Origin of the sequence: Bacillus sp. hwrm1, assembly GCF_040207805.1 — a bacterium.
GTDB lineage: Bacteria > Bacillota > Bacilli > Bacillales > Bacillaceae > Bacillus > Bacillus velezensis.
This window is the reverse complement of record NZ_CP157943.1, coordinates 3,344,951-3,364,467: the sequence shown is the minus strand read 5'-3', so window position 1 is coordinate 3,364,467 and position 19,517 is coordinate 3,344,951. Positions and strand designations below refer to the sequence as shown.

The following is a 19,517-nucleotide window of genomic DNA, read 5'->3' as shown; positions in this document are numbered from 1 at the left end:
TTTTTGTGTTTACAGCACTTTCGTCGTCCAAGATTCACAATTCCATGTTTCCGTCGCGATATCCATGTAGAACTCGGGTTCGTGGGAAATCAGCAGAATGGAGCCTTTGTATTCTTTCAGCGCGCGTTTCAGCTCTTCTTTCGCATCGACATCCAGGTGGTTTGTCGGTTCGTCAAGCACGAGCAGGTTTGTTTCTGAATTGATCAGCTTGCACAGTCTGACCTTCGCTTTTTCTCCTCCGCTGAGAACGGAGACGCGGCTTTCAATGTGTTTGGTCGTCAGTCCGCATTTGGCGAGGGCGGCGCGGATTTCGTACTGGGTAAAGGAAGGAAATTCGCTCCACACTTCTTCGATGCACGTATTGTTATTGGTTTCTTTCACTTCCTGCTCGAAATAGCCCGTGTATTGATGCTCGCCCCGTTCCACCGTGCCTTCCAGCGGCTGGATTTCACCGAGCAGGCTTTTTAACAGCGTCGTCTTCCCGATGCCGTTTGCGCCGTACAGGGCGACTTTCTGTCCGCGCTCCATTCTGAGATTGAGCGGGCGTGACAGCGGAGTATCGTAGCCGATGACTAAGTCCTTCGTTTCAAAAATGAGCTTGCCTGACGTTCTCGCAGGCTTGAAATGGAATTCCGGTTTCGGTTTTTCGGCCGCCAGTTCGATCATATCCATCTTATCAAGCTTTTTCTGGCGGGACATCGCCATATTTCTCGTGCTGACGCGCGCTTTGTTGCGGGCGACGAAATCTTTCAGCTCAGCCACTTCCTGCTGCTGTTTTTTATAGGCGGCTTCGAGCTGCTGTTTTTTCACTTCGTATACTTCCATAAACTGATGGTAGTCGCCGACATAACGTGTCAGCTCCTGATTTTCCACATGATAAATCAAATTGATCACGCTGTTTAAAAACGGAATGTCGTGAGAAATTAAGATGAACGCATTTTCATATTCCTGCAAATAGCGTTTCAGCCATTCAATATGCTGCTCATCAAGGTAGTTGGTCGGTTCGTCCAACAGAAGGATTTCCGGTTTTTCCAAAAGCAGTTTGGCGAGCAGCACTTTCGTCCGCTGTCCGCCGCTTAAATCAGTGACGTCGCGGTCAAGTCCGACATCCTGCAGGCCGAGGCCGCGGGCGATTTCTTCAACTTTGCTGTCAATCACGTAGAAGTCATTGTTTGTCAGGGCGTCTTGAATGACACCGACATCTTCAAGCAGCTGCTCAAGCTCATCAGGGTCCGCTTCGCCCATTTTGTTGTAAATCTCATTCATTTCCTCTTCCATCGCAAATAAGTAATGGAACGCATCTTTCAGCACGTCGCGGATCGTTTTTCCTTTTTCAAGCACGGTATGCTGATCGAGGTAGCCGACGCGCACGTTTTTCGCCCATTCAACTTTACCCTCATCAGGCTCAAGCTTTCCGGTAATAATATTCATAAACGTTGATTTACCTTCGCCGTTTGCTCCGATTAAGCCGACGTGCTCCCCTTTTAAAAGACGGAACGATACATTGTTAAAAAGCGCACGATCACCAAAGCCGTGGCTTAAATCTTTTACGGATAAAATACTCATCATTACACCTCTATCGTTATCAGACACGCTTTTTTTATCATGTGTCTTTCTCATTTATGATTATAAAGGAGGAGACCGTTTGTTAAAAGGCTTGGAAGGAAAAAGAAAATTGCGTTTGGCGCGTGCATTTGAGATACTATGGAGTAGATTTTAAGAATTGAGGAGAACGACATGACCCAAACATGGCCATTTTTACAGCATACACAACCATTTATCGCCGAAAACTGGGAGGCCTCAGGCTTTCAGGAGCCGACCGTCATTCAGGAAAAAGCCGCTCAGGTGATTATGGACGGGAAAGACGTCATTGCCGAATCCCCGACGGGAACGGGAAAAACATTGGCGTACACGCTTCCGGTTCTGGAGCGGATCAACCCGGAACAGAAACATCCGCAAGTGATCATTTTAGCACCGTCCCGTGAGCTTGTGATGCAGATTTTCCAAGTGATTCAGGATTGGAAAAAAGGCTCCGATCTTCGCGCTTTGTCTTTGATCGGCGGGGCAAACGTGAAAAAGCAGGTGGAGAAGCTCAAAAATAAACCGCATATCATTGCGGGCACACCGGGCAGGGTGCTCGAATTGATTCAGGCGAAAAAGCTGAAAATGCATGAAGTCAAGACGATCGTTCTTGATGAAGCGGATCAGCTCGTGACACAGGAACACCGCGAAACGATGAAAAAAATCATTAAAACGACGCTGAAAGACCGACAGCTTTTAAGCTTTTCCGCTACGCTGCAGCCGGAAACAGAACAGGTGCTGAATACCATCGCACACGAACCGGCCGTTTTGAAAGTGAAGCGGAATACGGCGGAAAAAGCGCGCGTCACGCATCAATATCTCGTCTGCGATCAGCGGGATAAAGTAAAGCTATTGCAAAAGCTGTCACGGCTGAACGGCATGCAGGCGCTCGTGTTCGTCAGAGATATCGGAAATTTAAGCGTCTATGCGGAAAAACTCGCCTATCACCATGTGGATCTCGGCATCCTGCACGGAGAAGCGAAAAAAATGGAGCGGGCAAAGATATTATCAGCGTTTGAACGGGGAGAATTTCCGCTGCTTCTGGCGACTGACATTGCGGCGCGCGGACTAGATATCGATGATCTTCCGTACGTCATTCACGCGGACATCCCGAATGAAGATGGGTACATTCACAGATCAGGCCGGACGGGGCGGGCCGGTAAAGAAGGAACCGTACTCAGCCTTGTCACGCCGATGGAAGAATCCAAATTGAAAAAAATGGCCAAATCACTCGGAATTGCGCTGAAAGAGGCCGTTTATTCAGGCGGAAAATTATCTGAGAAATAAGAAACGGAGGGCGGGAAGCCCTTCGTTTTTTGTTGTAAAATAATAGAAAAGGTTCAGGCGGGGGCGGGAAGATGGTTTCAATAGACAGATTTCAAATATTGAAGGAACGTGAGCTGAAAATACTTGAACACTGGTTTAAGAACGATAATATCAGACGGAGAATGGATGCGATGCTGCCATTAGACGCGTGGTATGCACGATTGAATAAAGATGAAGACGATACTGTCATTATGGCATATGACGGGGAGTGTCCGGCAGGCATGGTCTCTATGGAGTTTGTGGAGGAGCGGGCGTATATCGGATTGATCGTCAATCCTTTGTACCAGCTTCAAGGGTACGGAAAACAGATGTTGCAAAAACTGCTGACTGACCCTGGGTTTACCAGCGTGCGGGAATGGGCGGCAAACATCGAAAAAGACAATCAAATCAGTTTAGCCTGCTTTCAAGCAGCGGGATTCACTTTGGAAGATACGGAGCCTGATGAAGACGGCTTTCTTACTTTGATTCTTCGCGGCTGATCCCAAATAAACAGAAAAGGAGGGGACAAAGCCCTCCTTTTTTTTATCATCATGTTAACTTAGATCACTGACTTTGATGATCTGTTTGCCTTTGTTTTCTCCTTTAAACAGGCCGAGGAACGCGTCAGGAATATGGCTGAATCCTTCCGTAATCGTTTCTTCATAATGAAGCTTTCCATCCTTAAGCCATTCGGCCAATTGTTTCGCACCTTCGGAAAAGCGGTCAGCATAATCACTGACGATGAATCCCTGCATCAGCGCTTTTGTTTTGATCAGTTTCGGCTGGACGCGGGGGCCCATGTCTTCTTCTTCACTTTCGGTATTGTACGATGAGATCGCTCCGCATACCGGAATGCGGGCGAATTCATTCAGCAGGTTTATCACCGCATCTGAAATCGGTCCGCCGACATTGTCAAAATAGACATCGACGCCGTCAGGACATGCCTGTTCCAGCGCTTTTTGAATATCATCCGCCGTTTTGTAATTAATGGCTTCATCAAATTGAAGCTCCTCTTTCAAATACGCGATTTTTTCATCAGATCCGGCGATGCCGACAACCCGCGCGCCTTTGATTTTGGCAATCTGTCCGACTGTTGAGCCGACGGCGCCCGCCGCGCCTGAAACGACGACGGTTTCGCCTTTTTTCGGACGGCCGATATCGAGCAGCCCGAAGTAAGCGGTCAGTCCGGTCATCCCTAAAATGCCGAGATACGCCTGGGCGGGTGCGATATCCGTATCCAACTTGCGGAGGGCGGACTCATTGACGGCTGAATATTCCTGCCATGCGAGATTTCCGATCACAACATCTCCTTTTTTCAGCTTATCGCCGTCTGTCAGAACCTCGGCAATCACTCCGCCTGTTATGGCTTCATCTAAAGCGAACGGCTCTACATATGATTTTGTATCCTGCATCCGTCCGCGCATGTACGGATCAACGGACACATAACTTGTTTTCACAAGCACTTCGCCGTCTTTCGGTTCGGGCACGGCAATCGTTTCAAAGCGGAAATCGTCATGGGCGGGAACGCCTTTGGGGCGTCTTGCCAATTGAATTTGCTGCTGATGATTCGGCATACTGAATCCTCCTTCAAGATAAGTGGTTGTTCCAAATGTAACACGAACCATTTCCCGATTACAAAATCAAACCGTCAGCGGCCATAAAAAAAGAAGGGCCAGGGCCCTTCTTTCCTTATATGCATATTTAATAGAATAACCGGTACACATCGGTGTTTTTCTCATGTTCCAAATATTCATAGGCATTTGTTTTTGAAGAATGAAGCATGTCAGCGGTAATCACGGGCTGAAGCGCGGTCAGATAAGAATTCAGCCTATTTTCAATTTCTGTCGGCAGAACGGATTCGATATCACCGATATTGATAATGATAGAGAAAACGAAATCGATATTAATATGAAAAGTATCTTCAGCAAAGGCCGTAAGCTCTTTTATTCCATCCGGGCAGCGGGTATGCCGGCGGAATACCTGCTTCACTAAATCACTGACAACCCAAGCGTTAAATCGCTGTTCCGGTGAAAAGTAATGAATAGGAACCACCTCCCTGCTTAATCGGCTCATGAAGATTTTTATTTTTCTGATAAAAGTTGCTTTTTCTACTGTAACATGTCCCGCCAGAAAATATCCACCGACAATCTGCCCGTTTTCCCACTGAACTCTCTTTCTTTTGTTTGATCCTTGATTGATCGGGTAAACATCCAATATACAAAACAAAAGGGAGGACTTATCAATGAAACCGGTAGTAAGAGAATATACAAATGATCAAAAACTGATGCAGGACGTAAAAGAGCTTCAGCAATTGGGTGTCGCAAAAGAAGACGTATATGTGCTTTCTCATGATGACGACAGAACGGACCGCCTGGCCGATAATACTGATGTCAATACCATCGGAGCGAAAGAAACGGGCATTAAACACGCAGTCGGCAATATGTTTAATAAAAAAGGCGACGAGCTCCGCAACAAAATTCACGAAATCGGCTTTTCAGAAGAGGAAGCATCACAATTTGAAAAGCGCTTAGATGAAGGAAAAGTTCTTCTGTTTGTCACGGATAACGAAAAAGTAAAATCATGGGCGTAAGCTGAACAGATCCCAAGGGGTTTTCGGTCCCTTGGGATTTTTTTGCGGATTCCGCAATAAAACCGAAAGACACATTCTGTATATTTTCGGTGCTGTTTCTCAATTGATTTGATACAATTCGATTGCAATAAATTGGAATTAAAAATCAGGAGGAGCACAATTCATGAAAAAAATGTTATTTATGCTGGCGGTTTGTTTATGTATGATCCCTGCGGGCGTCCATGCCGCTGACCTGGGACGGCAGACGTTAGGAACAAATGACGGCTGGGGAGCCGCTTCCGGCGGGACAACCGGCGGCGCGAAAGCCTCTTCATCGAATGTATACACCGTATCAAACAGACAGCAGCTCGTTTCTGCATTAGGGGGAAGCGCCAACAGCACACCGAAGATTATTTACATACAAGGCACAATCAATATGAATACGGACGACCGCAATAAAACGCTCGGCTTTAATGATTATAAAGATCCGGCATATGATCCGAACGCCTATCTGAAGGCGTACGACCCGGACAAATGGGGAAAAAAAGCGCCGTCAGGCACCCAGGAAGACGCCAGACAGCGATCGCAAAAAAACCAGAAGGCACGGGTCGTGGTTGACATTCCTTCAAATACGACGATCATCGGCTCGGGTTCAAATGCCAAAGTGACAGGCGGGAATTTTAATATTAAGAACGGCGTCGACAATGTCATCATCCGCAACATTGAATTTCAAGACGCTTACGACTATTTTCCGCAATGGGACCCGACGGACGGCAGCAGCGGCAACTGGAACTCGGAATATGACAATATCACCATTAACGGCGCGACGCACATCTGGATCGATCATTGCACCTTTAATGACGGATCGAATCCCGACAGCGGTTTTCCCTACTATTACGGGAGAAAATATCAGCACCATGACGGCCAGACGGATATAGCCAACGGGGCGAATTATATTACATTGTCCTATAATAAATATCATGACCATGACAAAGGCTCCGTCATCGGAAACAGCGACAGCAAGACGTCGGATGAAGGAAAACTGAAGGTGACCATTCACCATAACTATTATCAGAACATCGTCCAGCGCGCACCGCGGGTTCGGTACGGGCAGGTTCATATTTATAATAATTTTTACGCAGGCTCGAAAAGCGCCGCATACCCGTTCAGCTATGCGTGGGGCGCGGGCCACGCGTCAAAAATATATGCCCAGAATAATGTCTTTGAAGTGCCGGGACTGGCTGCTGATAAAGTCATCAGCGTCTTCAGCGGCGGAAAAGCGCTTCATGAAGACGGCACTCTTTTAAACGGCGCCTCCATTAACGCGTCAGCCGCCAACGGATTAAGTCAGTCCGTCGGCTGGACACCGTCATTGCACGGTTCCATCGGCTCATCATCAAATGTAAAATCAGATGTTATATCTAAAGCCGGGTCGGGCATATTAAAATAAGAAACAAGAAACACAAAGGAAAATATTCCTTTGTGTTTTTTAATTAACAAAAACGTTTATTAACTTAGTTAAGTAGTAAAATGGGATAGGGGATGGAAGACAACAAAATAGGAGGAGACCTGTAATGGCTTCAGAAAAAGACGCAAAAAAACAGCAGGCAGTAAAAATCATTCCTTTGCTTATTACTGTTGCTGTGGGATTAATCATTTGGTTTATTCCCGCGCCGTCCGGACTTGAACCTAAAGCATGGCATTTGTTCGCTATTTTTGTCGCAACAATTATCGGCTTTATCTCCAAGCCCTTGCCAATGGGCGCAATTGCAATTTTTGCATTGGCAGTCACCGCGTTAACGGGAACGCTATCTATTGAAAATACGTTAAGCGGATTTGGAAACAAGACAATCTGGCTGATTGTCATCGCCTTTTTTATTTCCCGGGGTTTCATCAAAACCGGGCTCGGCGCCAGGATTTCTTACGTATTCGTACAACGGTTCGGGAAGAAAACACTCGGCCTTTCTTATTCACTGCTTTTCAGTGATTTAATTTTATCACCTGCCATTCCGAGCAACACGGCACGGGCGGGCGGCATTATTTTTCCTATTATCAGATCATTATCCGAAACTTTCGGATCAACGCCGGCAGACGGAACAGAGCGGAAAATCGGCGCTTTCTTATTAAAAACCGGTTTTCAAGGAAACTTGATTACGTCTGCGATGTTTTTGACGGCAATGGCGGCGAACCCGCTGATCGCCAAGCTGGCCCACGATGTCGCAGGGGTGGACATCACATGGACAAGCTGGGCAATCGCAGCCATTGTACCGGGATTGGCGAGCTTAATCATTACGCCGCTGGTCATTTATAAGCTGTATCCGCCGGAAATTAAAGAAACACCGGATGCGGCTAAAATCGCAACGGAAAAATTGAAAGAAATGGGTCCGTTTAAAAAATCCGAACTCTCCATGGTCATCGTCTTTTTATTAGTGCTTGCGCTGTGGATTTTCGGAGGAAGCTTAAATATTGACGCAACGACGACGGCCCTGATCGGATTATCCGTTTTGCTTTTGTCACAGGTATTAACATGGGAGGACATCAAAAAAGAACAAGGTGCATGGGATACGCTGACTTGGTTCGCGGCGCTTGTGATGCTGGCGAATTTCCTGAATGAGCTCGGCATGGTGTCTTGGTTCAGCAATATGATGAAATCTTCTGTTTCCGGTTTTTCATGGATTGTGGCATTTATGATTCTGATTGTCGTGTATTATTACACGCATTACTTCTTTGCGAGCGCAACCGCGCATATCAGCGCCATGTATGCGGCATTTCTCGCCGTCATCGTGGCGGCAGGCGCTCCGCCGCTGTTGGCGGCGCTCAGCCTGGCGTTTTTCAGCAACCTTTTCGGTTCGACGACGCATTACGGCTCAGGAGCGGCTCCGGTCTTTTTCGGAGCGGGTTATATATCGCAAAGCAAATGGTGGTCCATCGGCTTTATCCTGTCAATCGTCCATATTGTGACATGGCTTGTGATCGGCGGATTATGGTGGAAAGTATTAGGGTTATGGTAGAAGAAAAAGGCAGACTCAGGTCTGCCTTTTTTTATTTCTGTAAGGAAGGGGAAGGGCCTGCACATGATGACTCCAGTGCGAATAGAATATGGCCGGGGTGATAATATGAGCAGCGGCCGTAATCAATACATGATATTGAAACAGAAACCTTACAAATATATGAGCAGACATATGAAACATCGGTATGAACAATTACCATGTGAACATGAAAGGCCGGAAACAGGGACGGAAAAACGGTTTCCGTCTTCAGATGAAAATCGATCTGCCTTGTGCGTACCCGGGCTGCGAGGTCCCGAAGGCAAAAGAGGACCCGCCGGCTCCCGCGGTCCGCAAGGGGAGGCGGGTCCGCCCGGTCCACCGGGGCCTGAGGGGCCGCCGGGAGCGGTTCCTGCGGTAGCTTTTCAAAATACAGCAGACCAAATGATGATTCCGTTAGAAGGAACACCGATAAACGTGTTAAGCGCAGTGATAGCCGCGCCGACAGATCAATTGGTGAAAACGGATGCCGTCATACAAGTAAATGTGGAATTAGATCCGCTCGCGTCTCATTTCTCATTGGTCTTAGCTGTCGATCTGCAAAGAAATGGCGTATCGATACAAACACAGAGACAAGAGCGGAACCTCTTTTCTTCAGGCGGACAAATCATAGGAATTCCTTTTACGTACATCGACGAAATGAAGGCGGATGAAACAGCCGCGTACCAGCTCTATTTATCCGTCCTTTCTTCGAATTACGTAACACAAGTCGCTGCGGCAAACCGCTCCCTCATTGCGACGGGATTCCCCATTCAAGGATCGGATTAAGGTGATGAAAAGAAATCACCTTTTTTATTTAGATTGTCAAAACACAGCCCGTATTAATATGCTGTCTTAATAAGTAAGACGGTCAACAACGGGAAGGAGAGGGAAAAAGATTGAATGAATAATCCGATTATAAACGGAAGCTTTGAAACCGGCACATTAGCGGGGTGGAGTTCGGCAAATACCCAGATTAACAGTTTGTTTGCACATTCAGGGAGATATTCTGCGCAATTTATTGGAGCTCAGCCATATGCTTACCTCAGTCAAATCGTTCCAATTTCAGCCAAGTCAGTGACTCTATTCGTATCACTCGCAACGCTCGGAAATGAGCCAAGTCCCCAAGTAACTCTCCAGATCATATATGTCAGCGCAGCAGGTGAACAAATCAGTTCCATTCAAGAAAATATTACACCCGGAAATTTGCCGAACGTGCTCTTTCACACATGGTCTGAAATCTATAAAACAAGCAGTGTGCCTTCTGGCGCGGCCTCTGCTGTCATTGTATTAAGTAAGGTTTCTTCCGGCACGGTTTTAATAGACGACGTTTCATTGGCGCAAACCGGGGGTGAACCTGGCGTAACAGGAATTACAGGTCCCACTGGAGTGACGGGCCCCACAGGAGTGACCGGAGCAAGAGGAGCGACCGGAGCAACCGGAGTAACTGGAGCTACCGGCTCGACTGGTGTAACAGGAGCAAGAGGAGCTACCGGAACCACGGGCTCAACCGGAGTGACTGGAGCAAGAGGAGCGACAGGAGTAACTGGTGCAACGGGAGCAACCGGAACTACGGGCTCAACCGGAGTGACTGGAGTAACAGGAACAACTGGAGTGACTGGTGTAACAGGAGCAACAGGTTCAACCGGCTCAACGGGAGCAACCGGATCAACAGGTGCAACTGGAGTGGCTGGGGCAACGGGTGTAACTGGAGAAATCGGTCCAACGGGAGAGACCGGTCCAACCGGAGCAACTGGCACGATTGGCTCAACGGGAGGAACCGGCCCAACAGGAGTAACAGGTGCAACCGGTTCAACAGGAGCGACAGGGTCAACGGGGATAACCGGCTCGACTGGCTCAACCGGTGTAGCAGGGTCAACAGGAGAAACCGGCTCGACTGGTGCAACAGGCCCAACTGGTTCAACAGGAGCAACAGGCTCAACCGGAGAAACTGGTGTGACTGGCCCGATTGGGGTCACGGGAGCAACAGGAGCAACCGGGGCGACGGGGATAACCGGCTCAACTGGAGTAACAGGTCCAACTGGAGTTACTGGCGCAACCGGAGAAACTGGCTCAACAGGAGTGACTGGGGTAACGGGGCCAACAGGATCAACAGGTTCAACCGGACCGACTGGCTTAACGGGAGAAACCGGCCCAACCGGAGTAACGGGTCCAACTGGAGTAACGGGAACAACCGGTGTAACAGGGTCAACAGGAGAAACCGGAGCGACTGGTGTAACAGGGTCAACAGGAATAACCGGTGTAACTGGAGCAACAGGAGAAACCGGTGCAATGGGAGAAACTGGCCCAACGGGAGAGACCGGTCCAACCGGCTCAACAGGATCAACGGGCGCCACTGGCATAACCGGAGCAACTGGTGTGACTGGCCCGACGGGGGTCACGGGATTGACAGGAGTAACAGGGGTAACCGGGGCAACAGGCCCAACGGGTGCAACAGGAGTAACAGGCATAACTGGTGGAACAGGCTCAACCGGAGTAACGGGTCCAACTGGAGTAACCGGAATAACTGGCCCAACCGGAGTAACTGGTCCGACTGGAGTAACCGGTGCAACAGGGATTACTGGCTCAACCGGGGATACCGGAGCTACTGGAGTAACCGGCCCAACAGGCGCAACCGGAGAAACCGGTTCAACCGGCTCGACAGGCGCAACTGGCTCAACAGGTATAACCGGAGAAACAGGCTCAACTGGAGTAACAGGCCCAACGGGAGTAACAGGAGCGACCGGTGCAACTGGATCAACCGGCGCAACGGGTGCCACTGGCATAACCGGAGCAACTGGGGTAGCAGGTCCAATCGGAGTAACGGGGTTCACCGGCGCAACTGGTGTGACTGGCCCGACGGGGGTCACGGGATCGACAGGAGTAACAGGGGTAACCGGGGCGACAGGCCCAACGGGTGCAACAGGAGTAACAGGCATAACTGGTGTAACCGGATCAACAGGGTCAAGCGGAGAAACGGGCCCCACCGGAGTAACAGGGGCGACTGGTGTAACGGGGACAACTGGGGTAACAGGAGAAACCGGAGCGACAGGCACAACTGGCGCAGCAGGTCCAACCGGAGTAACGGGGTTGACAGGAGAAACCGGAGCGACCGGTGTAACTGGTGCAACAGGAATAACCGGAGCAACGGGATCGACAGGTTCAACAGGAACAACGGGAGAAACCGGCTCAACCGGTGCAACTGGTGTAACCGGGGGAACGGGAACAACCGGCTCGACTGGTGCAACAGGACCGACTGGAACAACCGGCCCAACTGGCCCAACTGGGGTAACAGGATCAACCGGTGCAACTGGAGTTACTGGCGCAACCGGAGTAACAGGCTCAACCGGCCCGACTGGTGTAACGGGATCAACTGGTGCGACGGGATTAATTGGAGAAACCGGATCAACAGGAGAAACCGGGGCGACCGGTGTAACTGGGGCAACAGGGATAACCGGCTCAACGGGTGCAACGGGATCGACAGGCACAATCGGTTCAACCGAATCAACCGGCTCAACAGGATCAACGGGCGCCACTGGCATAACCGGAGCAACTGGTGTGACTGGCCCGACGGGGGTCACGGGATCGACAGGAGTAACGGGGGTAACCGGGGCGACAGGCCCAACGGGTGCAACAGGAGTAACAGGCATAACTGGTGTAACCGGAGCAACAGGGTCAACCGGAGTGACTGGAGCAATAGGTGAAACCGGAGCAACGGGAGCCACCGGAGTAACAGGAGTTACTGGCCCGATCGGCACAACAGGATCGACCGGCTCGACTGGCCTAACTGGATCAACAGGAGCAACAGGAGAAACCGGAACCACGGGCTCAACCGGATCAACTGGAGTAACAGGAATAACCGGAGCAACAGGGTCAACTGGTTCAACAGGAGAAACCGGGCCAACGGGAGAGATCGGCCCAACAGGAGCAACCGGGTCAACAGGAACAACCGGCGCAACGGGCGCCACTGGAATAACTGGAACAATCGGCTCGACTGGTGCAACAGGCCCAACTGGTTCAACCGGAGAAACCGGTGCAACAGGGATTACTGGCACAACAGGAGAAACCGGTGCAACTGGAGTAACTGGGGCAACGGGAGAAACTGGCCCAACTGGAGTAACTGGGGCAACGGGAGAAACCGGCCCAGCAGGAGTAACGGGCACAACCGGTGTAACCGGAGCAACGGGAGTGACTGGGGCCACAGGAATAACCGGAGCAACCGGGACAACGGGAGAGATCGGCCCAACTGGAGTAACAGGAGCAACAGGCCCAACTGGTGTGACTGGCCTAACTGGGGCGAGTGGTGTAACTGGTCCAACTGGAGAAAGCGGGTCAACAGGAGAAACCGGATCAACAGGAGTTACTGGCCCGACTGGGGTCACGGGCTCAACTGGTGTAACCGGAGTAACCGGATCGACAGGAGAAACGGGATCAACTGGTGCGACGGGATTAACTGGAGAAACCGGCCCAACTGGAATTACAGGAACAACCGGAGCAACGGGATCGACAGGAGAAACCGGTTCAACAGGAACAACTGGAGAAACCGGCTCAACCGGTGCAACAGGGGCGACTGGAGTAACAGGCTCAACTGGTATAACTGGTTCAACCGGAGCAACTGGTCCAATCGGCCCAACAGGAGAAACCGGTTCAACTGGAGTGACTGGGGTAACTGGTGTAACTGGCGGAACGGGAACAACTGGCTCGACTGGTGCAACAGGCCCAACGGGAGAAACCGGCTCAACCGGAGCAACAGGGCCAATAGGAGTAACCGGTGCAACGGGAGTAACAGGAGCCACCGGATTAACAGGCCCAACCGGCGCAATAGGAGAGACCGGTGTAACAGGAACAACCGGAGCAACGGGATCGACAGGAGCGACTGGGGTAACTGGTGTAACCGGGGGAACGGGAACAACCGGCTCGACTGGTGCAACAGGACCGACTGGATCAACCGGAGAAACCGGCCCAACTGGGGTAACGGGCTCAACAGGAGTGACTGGAGTAACAGGCTCAACAGGAGTAATGGGATCAACGGGAGAAACTGGCCCAACAGGTGCAACCGGAGCGACCGGCCCAACAGGAGTAGCCGGATCGACAGGAGAAACCGGATCAACTGGTGCGACGGGATTAACTGGAGTGACCGGAGTAACAGGTGCAACAGGAGCAACTGGCTCAACGGGAGAAACGGGTCCAACTGGTGTAACAGGCCCAACCGGATCGACAGGAGAAACGGGGTCAACTGGAGTGACTGGGGCAACCGGCCCAGCAGGAGAAACCGGATCAACTGGACCATCAGGAGCAACAGGATCAACAGGAGAAACCGGAACCACGGGCTCAACCGGATCGACTGGAGTAACAGGTCCAACTGGTGTAACTGGTGTAACTGGTTCAACCGGAGAAACTGGTCCAATTGGTGTAACCGGCTCAACCGGCCCAACTGGGGTCACGGGCTCAACTGGGGCAACTGGCTCAACAGGAGAAACGGGAGTAACGGGTCCAACCGGAGTAACCGGGTCGACAGGAATAACAGGAGCAACAGGAATAACCGGAACCACGGGCTCAACCGGCCCAACAGGAGCAACCGGCTCGACTGGTTCAACAGGCCCAACTGGTGTAACCGGCTCAACCGGTGCAACTGGAGTAACTGGAGCAACGGGAGAAACTGGCCCAACAGGAGGAACTGGGTCAACCGGTGCAACAGGGGTAACTGGAGAAATCGGTCCAACCGGAGTAATCGGTGCCACGGGAGAAACCGGCACAACCGGAGTAACAGGCCCAACTGGTATAACCGGAGAAACGGGCTCAACTGGAGTGACTGGGGCAACGGGGATAACAGGAGCGACAGGAGCAACCGGAGTAACAGGGTCAACAGGAGTAACCGGCGTAACGGGATCGACCGGAATAACAGGCGCGACAGGCTTAACCGGTGTGACTGGCCCAACTGGTCCAACGGGAGTGACAGGATCAACCGGATCGACAGGAGTAACCGGTCCAACAGGCACAACCGGAGTGACTGGTGCGACCGGAGAAACAGGATCAACCGGAGCAACGGGTGCATCCGGGGTAACGGGGTCAACCGGATCAACCGGCATAACAGGCCCAACAGGTGTAACTGGTATAACCGGATCAACGGGTGTAACAGGAGTAACCGGCCCAACAGGGTCAACGGGGGTAACTGGAGCCACCGGATCGACAGGCGCAACGGGCCTAACCGGCTCAACTGGATTAACAGGAGCGACAGGATTAACAGGCTCAACCGGCCCAACGGGAGGAACTGGGTTAACTGGTGCAACAGGAGTGACTGGCCCAACAGGTGTAACGGGATTAACAGGCTCAACCGGCGCAACAGGCTCAACAGGAGTAACTGGAGCAACTGGAGAAACAGGCTCAACCGGAGTAACCGGTTCAACGGGAGTGACTGGAGCAACAGGCTCAACCGGCTCGACTGGTGTAACCGGGGCAACAGGAGTAACAGGAGTAACGGGCCCAACTGGAGCAACAGGACCAACCGGCGCCACAGGCAGTACACCAACCTTGCTCTTCACAAGAACCAACGGGCCGCTCACTGTTTATCCGCCGTTAAATACAGAAGTTCCCATTGCTACGCTGGCAATCCCGGTTAACGCTTTGCAGAATGTAAAGCTTGATTATGCACTCAGTGTCGCGCTAACAACTGCAGCCAATTCAAACTTTGTTTTTGAGGTGAGATTATATAGGGGAACAGTACAAATTCATACAAGAACTCTGTCGCGAACTAGTACTACCGCAGCTACGGATAGTTTTTCGATTGCTGATACAACAGTGGATACAGCACAGACCGCAGGAACAAATACGTACCAGCTGAGAGTTATTTTCACAACTGCGAATAATATAACAACAGCGACAGCTCTCAATATCGATTTTAACAGCATTCGTTTCCCGACAACCTAATACAACAGCAGACTGATATTTTAAAGATGAAAGACCTGACTTATGCACAGTTAGGTCTTTTTTCTGTAAATGCTGCATGATGCAGCCTTAAAGAACATTTAAAAATTTGCCCAATAGAAGTGGGGTTTTGCCACACCTTTTTTTATCATGGAAATATTATGAAAATAGAGGTGGTGTAATGAGAAAAGGAGATACTTGGTATAACAGATACGACTCTTGGGATTACGACTGCCGGAATAGTAATGAGTGTTGCTGTCATTTTCAACATAAAAGAAGAAATCAAAGGCGCAGTTATCAAAATCGGGCACATTGCTGTGAAGGATTCTGTTGCGAAAACTCTTGCTGTCATGAAAGATGGTGTCCATGCTGTCATCCAAATCATTTTCATGTAAGAGGATTCACCGGAGCAACGGGGTGCACCGGAGCAACGGGGCTGACCGGAGCAACAGGGCTGACTGGAGCAACGGGATTCACTGGAGCAACGGGGTTTACCGGAGCAACGGGCTCGACTGGGAATACCGGAGCGACTGGGGTAACCGGCGTCACTGGAGATCCCGGCGCCACGGGAGCAACGGGAGTAACGGGCTCGACCGGCGCCACCGGCGCGACTGGAATAACCGGTGCCAACGGGGTAACGGGAGCAATGGGATTAACCGGCGCAACGGGAGTAACAGGCTCGACTGGAATAACCGGTGCCACCGGGGTAACGGGAGCAATGGGATTAACCGGCGCAACGGGAGTAACAGGCTCGACTGGAATAACCGGTGCCACCGGGGTAACTGGAGCAACTGGGATAACAGGAGCCACCGGAGCAGGCGCGATCATTCCCTATGCTTCAGGTCTTCCAACTGCCGTGACGACCATTGCCGGCGGATTAATCGGAACGGTGAGCCTTGTCGGCTTCGGCAATTCTGTGACGGGCGTCAATGTCGGAGGGGGAGGTGCAATTGATCTTACCGGGGCTGGAGGAACTCTGCTGAACTTTGCTTTTTCTGCTCCGAGAAGCGGAACCATTACATCAATTGCCGCCTATTTCAGTACAACCGCAGCATTGTCGCTTGTCGGCTCGACTGTTACGATAACCGCACAATTATACAGTTCCACAGTGCCGAACAATACGTTCACGCCGATCCCCGGAGCATCCGTCACTTTAGCTCCTCCCCTCACCGGCATATTGTCAATCGGCAGCATCAGCAACGGAATCACGACAGGGCTGAACATTGCGGTAACTCCTCAAACCCGGCTGTTAATGGTATTCTCCGCCACTGCGACAGGCCTTTCGCTTATTAATACAGTGGCGGGATATGCAAGCGCGGGAGTTACGATTTCTTAAGTGAAAACGGCCAGACTGGTGCGGATCATCTAAGCTTGGAGAAGATATCACTTTTTCTTCAAGCTTTTTTGTTTTTACGTCTTTTTGGGTAAATAAAGGCTGACGGGAATTCCCCGACAGCCGGCAGAAGTATTTACAAGCCTTCTGAAGTTAATCAGTATCTTAATGAAGACGTTTTTAGTGAGATCAAATCATCCGTTGTGCCGGGAGTGTGAATCATCATCGAAACAGCGGTGCCCTCATCCGGGGTGCTGGTGATCGTCAATTCACTTCCGCAAAAATGCTTCAGCCGCCGATTGATATTTTTCAGGCCGACACTGCGATTAACATCAGAAGACAAAATATCTTTCTGTATGTCCGGCATGATGCCGGTTCCATTATCCTCCACTTTGATAAAATACGTGTTTTCGCTTTGTTTTTTTGCTGTCAGCTTTATCCGTCCGCCGCCTCTTTTCTTACTGATCCCGTGATGAACGGCGTTTTCCACCAATGGCTGTATCATTAAAGGCGGAAGGGGGAAGTCAATGTCCTGTTCAATATCAAAAAGGATATCAATCCGTTTGCCGAAGCGTGTTTTTTCTATAGAAAGATATGACGTAATGATAGAAAGTTCGTTTTTGAATGAGCTGATGTCCGAAGTGTTTTGAAAATCAAAACTCATCCTTAAATAGTTTGTAAATGCAGCAGTCGTTTCCCGTGCTTTTTCAATATCCAAATGGCTGAGCGCGATGATCGTATTTAATACGTTGTAAAGAAAATGAGGCTTAATCTGCGACTGAAGAAATGCCATTTCTAAATTTGTGGCTTGGTGAGCCGTATGCTTCATCAAAATTAAATTTTTAATACGCGCGGTGAATTCAGAGTAATGATAAGGCTTCTGTAAGATGTCGTTTGCTCCGGCATGAAACGCCTTGTATTTGTCATGGCTGATAATGGCTGCCGTAACGATAAGAACCGGCAGATCGACCATGCTGAATCTTTCGCGGATGATTGTGCAGACTTCAAAACCCGTCATGTCGGGCATCATCAAGTCTAATATGACCAAGTCAAGCTTCGAGGAAGAGACAGCTTGAAGCGCCTCTTTTCCGCTTTTTACTGCGATTACGTTATAAGGAACACCTTCCAGCATATCAGTTAAAATTTTCAAACTCTCGATGTTATCGTCGACGATCAGAATCGTCGGAGCATCGATTTTTTCTGAGTGATAAGGCGTGACCAGCGAAATATCCGACATTCTCTGCCCGGGATGTGATTCAGGAAGTTCGGTCTTTGCTTCCGGTAAAGAATCAATTTGAGCGGCGGGTAACGTAAAATGAAAGGCTGATCCTTGCGCCGCCGCTGACTCCGCCCAGATGTCCCCGTTTTGGAGCTTGACGAGCTGTTTCACAATACTTAAACCTAAACCCGTTCCATCTTCTTCCGTCCCTCCCGCTTGCTGAAAAGAATCAAAAATGGTTTCAAGATCAGCCTTAGGAATGCCGCTGCCGGTATCGGCCACCGTGATTTGGATCATTTTGTCATTCAGGCTTTCAGCAGAAAGAATAATGTTCCCCTCGGATGTGTACTTGATTGCGTTTTCAACAAGATTGGTTAAGATTTGACGGAATCGGTTTTCATCTGCAAGCACCAAAGGGAGGCCGTCCGGCACATGATTAAGAATGGCAAGTTTTTTATGTTTGGATAAAAGCCGGTAGAAGTTCATCTCACTGCATATGACGGCATGCACATCGACGGGAACCGGACGAATCTGCAGCATACCCTGCTTCATTTTTTCCAAATCAAGAATATCATTTACGAGATCGGAAAGTCTGTAGCCCATACGGATGATCAGCTGCATATTTTCTTTCTCTTCCTCTATCGTCTTCTTTTTTCTGCCGGCTACAAGGGTTTGGCATATATTAATAATGCTGTTCAGCGGCGTCTTGAATTCGTGTGAAGTTTTGGCGATAAATTCATCTTTCAGTTGGTCGATTTTGACTAATTTCCGTGAGAGGACTTCATTGTCCCGGAAAGCTCCGGCGAATTGCTGCGCCATCAGAAGAACCACCGCCAATAAAGCGATGACTGTCGGCAATGAATAGAGCGAATTAAAAGAAAAAGCCGTTTTGCCGCTGTAAGCTGAAATGGTCGTAAGAATCACAAAAGCGCACATCGAGACGGATGCGAGTGTAAGGTACGTGCTTCCTTTTATTTTTCTTATGGCGGCAATCGTAAAAATATATGTAATATAAAACAGAGTCGTAACGGCAAGCACAGAATGTAAAATGTATGAGAGGTGGTCAATGAAACGTCCGGACATAAAATCAGTGATCAAGATGATCCCGGATACAGCGGTTAAAATGGTGATCGTCGTTTTTGAAACAATTTCTCTGTATGCATAAAAGAGATAAAGAAAAACCGCCATGCTGACAAGCACGGTTGAGATGATACGCAAGGAATTCAGCAATGAAAATGAAATAGACGGAAAGAGGAGAAAGATAATTCTTTCTTTCCCGATCATAAGAATAATGGCAGAAAAAAGCAGACACATCACGGAAAAGAACAATAAATGTTTATCCTTTGTCCGTTGCAGAAAAAAGCCGAGAAAATATAAACCGGTAATGAAAAAAGCCGTAATCATAATGGAATCATTGAAAAAGGAAATTTGATTCTCGCGTATAATTTGTTCTTGAGTCCCAAACGTTATCGGTTTTGCGATCCCCCAGCCGGGAACTTTTCCGAAATTCGAAAAATGCAGGACAAGTTCATTGTCACCCTTGTGAAGCCTGAAAAAGCT

13 protein-coding genes and 1 pseudogene are annotated in these 19,517 nt (G+C 49.6%); 9 read left to right on the top strand and 5 right to left on the bottom strand.

Annotated elements, in window-relative coordinates; genetic code table 11:
* Positions 1 to 9 precede the first annotated feature (9 nt).
* Positions 10 to 1,566: an ABC-F family ATP-binding cassette domain-containing protein gene (locus tag ABK447_RS16795; protein WP_012117051.1), complete on the bottom strand. Its 1,557-nt coding sequence runs from the start codon at positions 1,564 to 1,566 to the stop codon at positions 10 to 12.
* Between the two features lie 171 nt (positions 1,567 to 1,737).
* Here ABK447_RS16795 and ABK447_RS16790 point away from each other — a divergent pair, with 171 nt between their 5' ends.
* Positions 1,738 to 2,868: a DEAD/DEAH box helicase gene (locus tag ABK447_RS16790; protein ID WP_094031575.1), complete on the top strand. Its 1,131-nt coding sequence runs from the start codon at positions 1,738 to 1,740 to the stop codon at positions 2,866 to 2,868.
* A 71-nt stretch (positions 2,869 to 2,939) separates the two neighbouring features.
* Positions 2,940 to 3,386, top strand: coding sequence for a GNAT family N-acetyltransferase (locus ABK447_RS16785; RefSeq protein ID WP_007408962.1), 447 nt, complete (start codon positions 2,940 to 2,942; stop codon positions 3,384 to 3,386).
* Between the two features lie 54 nt (positions 3,387 to 3,440).
* On the opposite strand, the gene ABK447_RS16780 is transcribed toward ABK447_RS16785, so the two are convergent.
* Positions 3,441 to 4,460, bottom strand: coding sequence for an NADP-dependent oxidoreductase (locus ABK447_RS16780; RefSeq protein WP_007408963.1), 1,020 nt, complete (start codon positions 4,458 to 4,460; stop codon positions 3,441 to 3,443).
* 127 nt (positions 4,461 to 4,587) lie between these two features.
* Positions 4,588 to 4,938, bottom strand: a complete 351-nt coding sequence (locus ABK447_RS16775) for a DUF3212 family protein (protein WP_050551736.1) — start codon at positions 4,936 to 4,938, stop codon at positions 4,588 to 4,590.
* A gap of 190 nt (positions 4,939 to 5,128) precedes the next feature.
* Between ABK447_RS16775 and ABK447_RS16770 the strand changes: the two genes are divergently transcribed.
* The 7 genes from ABK447_RS16770 to ABK447_RS16740 all read left to right on the top strand — a co-directional run bounded on the left by ABK447_RS16770 (position 5,129) and on the right by ABK447_RS16740 (position 16,741).
* The gene (locus tag ABK447_RS16770; protein ID WP_003155650.1) at positions 5,129 to 5,476 is read left to right on the top strand and encodes a general stress protein; all 348 of its coding nucleotides are present in this window, start codon (positions 5,129 to 5,131) and stop codon (positions 5,474 to 5,476) included.
* A 163-nt stretch (positions 5,477 to 5,639) separates the two neighbouring features.
* Positions 5,640 to 6,905 (top strand): polysaccharide lyase family 1 protein, encoded by a 1,266-nt coding sequence (locus tag ABK447_RS16765; RefSeq protein ID WP_039062761.1) that lies wholly within the window; start codon positions 5,640 to 5,642, stop codon positions 6,903 to 6,905.
* A gap of 124 nt (positions 6,906 to 7,029) precedes the next feature.
* Positions 7,030 to 8,466: an anion permease gene (locus ABK447_RS16760; protein ID WP_007408966.1), complete on the top strand. Its 1,437-nt coding sequence runs from the start codon at positions 7,030 to 7,032 to the stop codon at positions 8,464 to 8,466.
* A 105-nt stretch (positions 8,467 to 8,571) separates the two neighbouring features.
* Positions 8,572 to 9,270, top strand: coding sequence for a hypothetical protein (locus ABK447_RS16755; protein ID WP_094031576.1), 699 nt, complete (start codon positions 8,572 to 8,574; stop codon positions 9,268 to 9,270).
* Between the two features lie 114 nt (positions 9,271 to 9,384).
* Complete coding sequence (locus ABK447_RS16750) at positions 9,385 to 15,408, top strand: NTTRR-F1 domain (RefSeq protein WP_099320039.1); 6,024 nt, start codon at positions 9,385 to 9,387, stop codon at positions 15,406 to 15,408.
* Between the two features lie 242 nt (positions 15,409 to 15,650).
* Entirely contained in the window at positions 15,651 to 15,800 is a 150-nt protein-coding gene (locus tag ABK447_RS16745; protein WP_015239372.1) for a hypothetical protein, read from the top strand.
* 251 nt (positions 15,801 to 16,051) lie between these two features.
* Positions 16,052 to 16,741 (top strand): exosporium glycoprotein BclB-related protein, encoded by a 690-nt coding sequence (locus tag ABK447_RS16740; RefSeq protein WP_349909103.1) that lies wholly within the window; start codon positions 16,052 to 16,054, stop codon positions 16,739 to 16,741.
* Between the two features lie 154 nt (positions 16,742 to 16,895).
* Here the strand turns inward: ABK447_RS16740 and ABK447_RS16735 are convergent, their stop codons facing one another.
* Positions 16,896 to 17,870 carry a histidine kinase gene (locus ABK447_RS16735; protein WP_232518277.1) on the bottom strand — a complete coding sequence of 325 codons (975 nt, stop codon included), beginning with the start codon at positions 17,868 to 17,870 and terminating at the stop codon, positions 16,896 to 16,898.
* Between the two features lie 225 nt (positions 17,871 to 18,095).
* Positions 18,096 to 19,361, bottom strand: a pseudogene (locus ABK447_RS16730) (ATP-binding protein); the annotation flags it as partial.
* Positions 19,362 to 19,517 lie beyond the last annotated feature (156 nt).

Excerpts from the sequence above, each read along its gene's own strand:
- ABK447_RS16735 (WP_232518277.1), bottom strand. The coding sequence starts at position 17,870 with ATGCTGGAAGGTGTTCCTTATAACGTAATCGCAGTAAAAAGCGGAAAA.
- ABK447_RS16785 (WP_007408962.1), top strand. The coding sequence starts at position 2,940 with ATGGTTTCAATAGACAGATTTCAAATATTGAAGGAACGTGAGCTGAAA.
- ABK447_RS16765 (WP_039062761.1), top strand. The coding sequence starts at position 5,640 with ATGAAAAAAATGTTATTTATGCTGGCGGTTTGTTTATGTATGATCCCT.
- ABK447_RS16790 (WP_094031575.1), top strand. The coding sequence starts at position 1,738 with ATGACCCAAACATGGCCATTTTTACAGCATACACAACCATTTATCGCC.
- ABK447_RS16750 (WP_099320039.1), top strand. The coding sequence starts at position 9,385 with ATGAATAATCCGATTATAAACGGAAGCTTTGAAACCGGCACATTAGCG.
- ABK447_RS16745 (WP_015239372.1), top strand. The coding sequence starts at position 15,651 with ATGAGTGTTGCTGTCATTTTCAACATAAAAGAAGAAATCAAAGGCGCA.
- ABK447_RS16740 (WP_349909103.1), top strand. The coding sequence starts at position 16,052 with ATGGGATTAACCGGCGCAACGGGAGTAACAGGCTCGACTGGAATAACC.
- ABK447_RS16760 (WP_007408966.1), top strand. The coding sequence starts at position 7,030 with ATGGCTTCAGAAAAAGACGCAAAAAAACAGCAGGCAGTAAAAATCATT.
- ABK447_RS16795 (WP_012117051.1), bottom strand. The coding sequence starts at position 1,566 with ATGAGTATTTTATCCGTAAAAGATTTAAGCCACGGCTTTGGTGATCGT.
- ABK447_RS16780 (WP_007408963.1), bottom strand. The coding sequence starts at position 4,460 with ATGCCGAATCATCAGCAGCAAATTCAATTGGCAAGACGCCCCAAAGGC.
- ABK447_RS16755 (WP_094031576.1), top strand. The coding sequence starts at position 8,572 with ATGAGCAGCGGCCGTAATCAATACATGATATTGAAACAGAAACCTTAC.
- ABK447_RS16770 (WP_003155650.1), top strand. The coding sequence starts at position 5,129 with ATGAAACCGGTAGTAAGAGAATATACAAATGATCAAAAACTGATGCAG.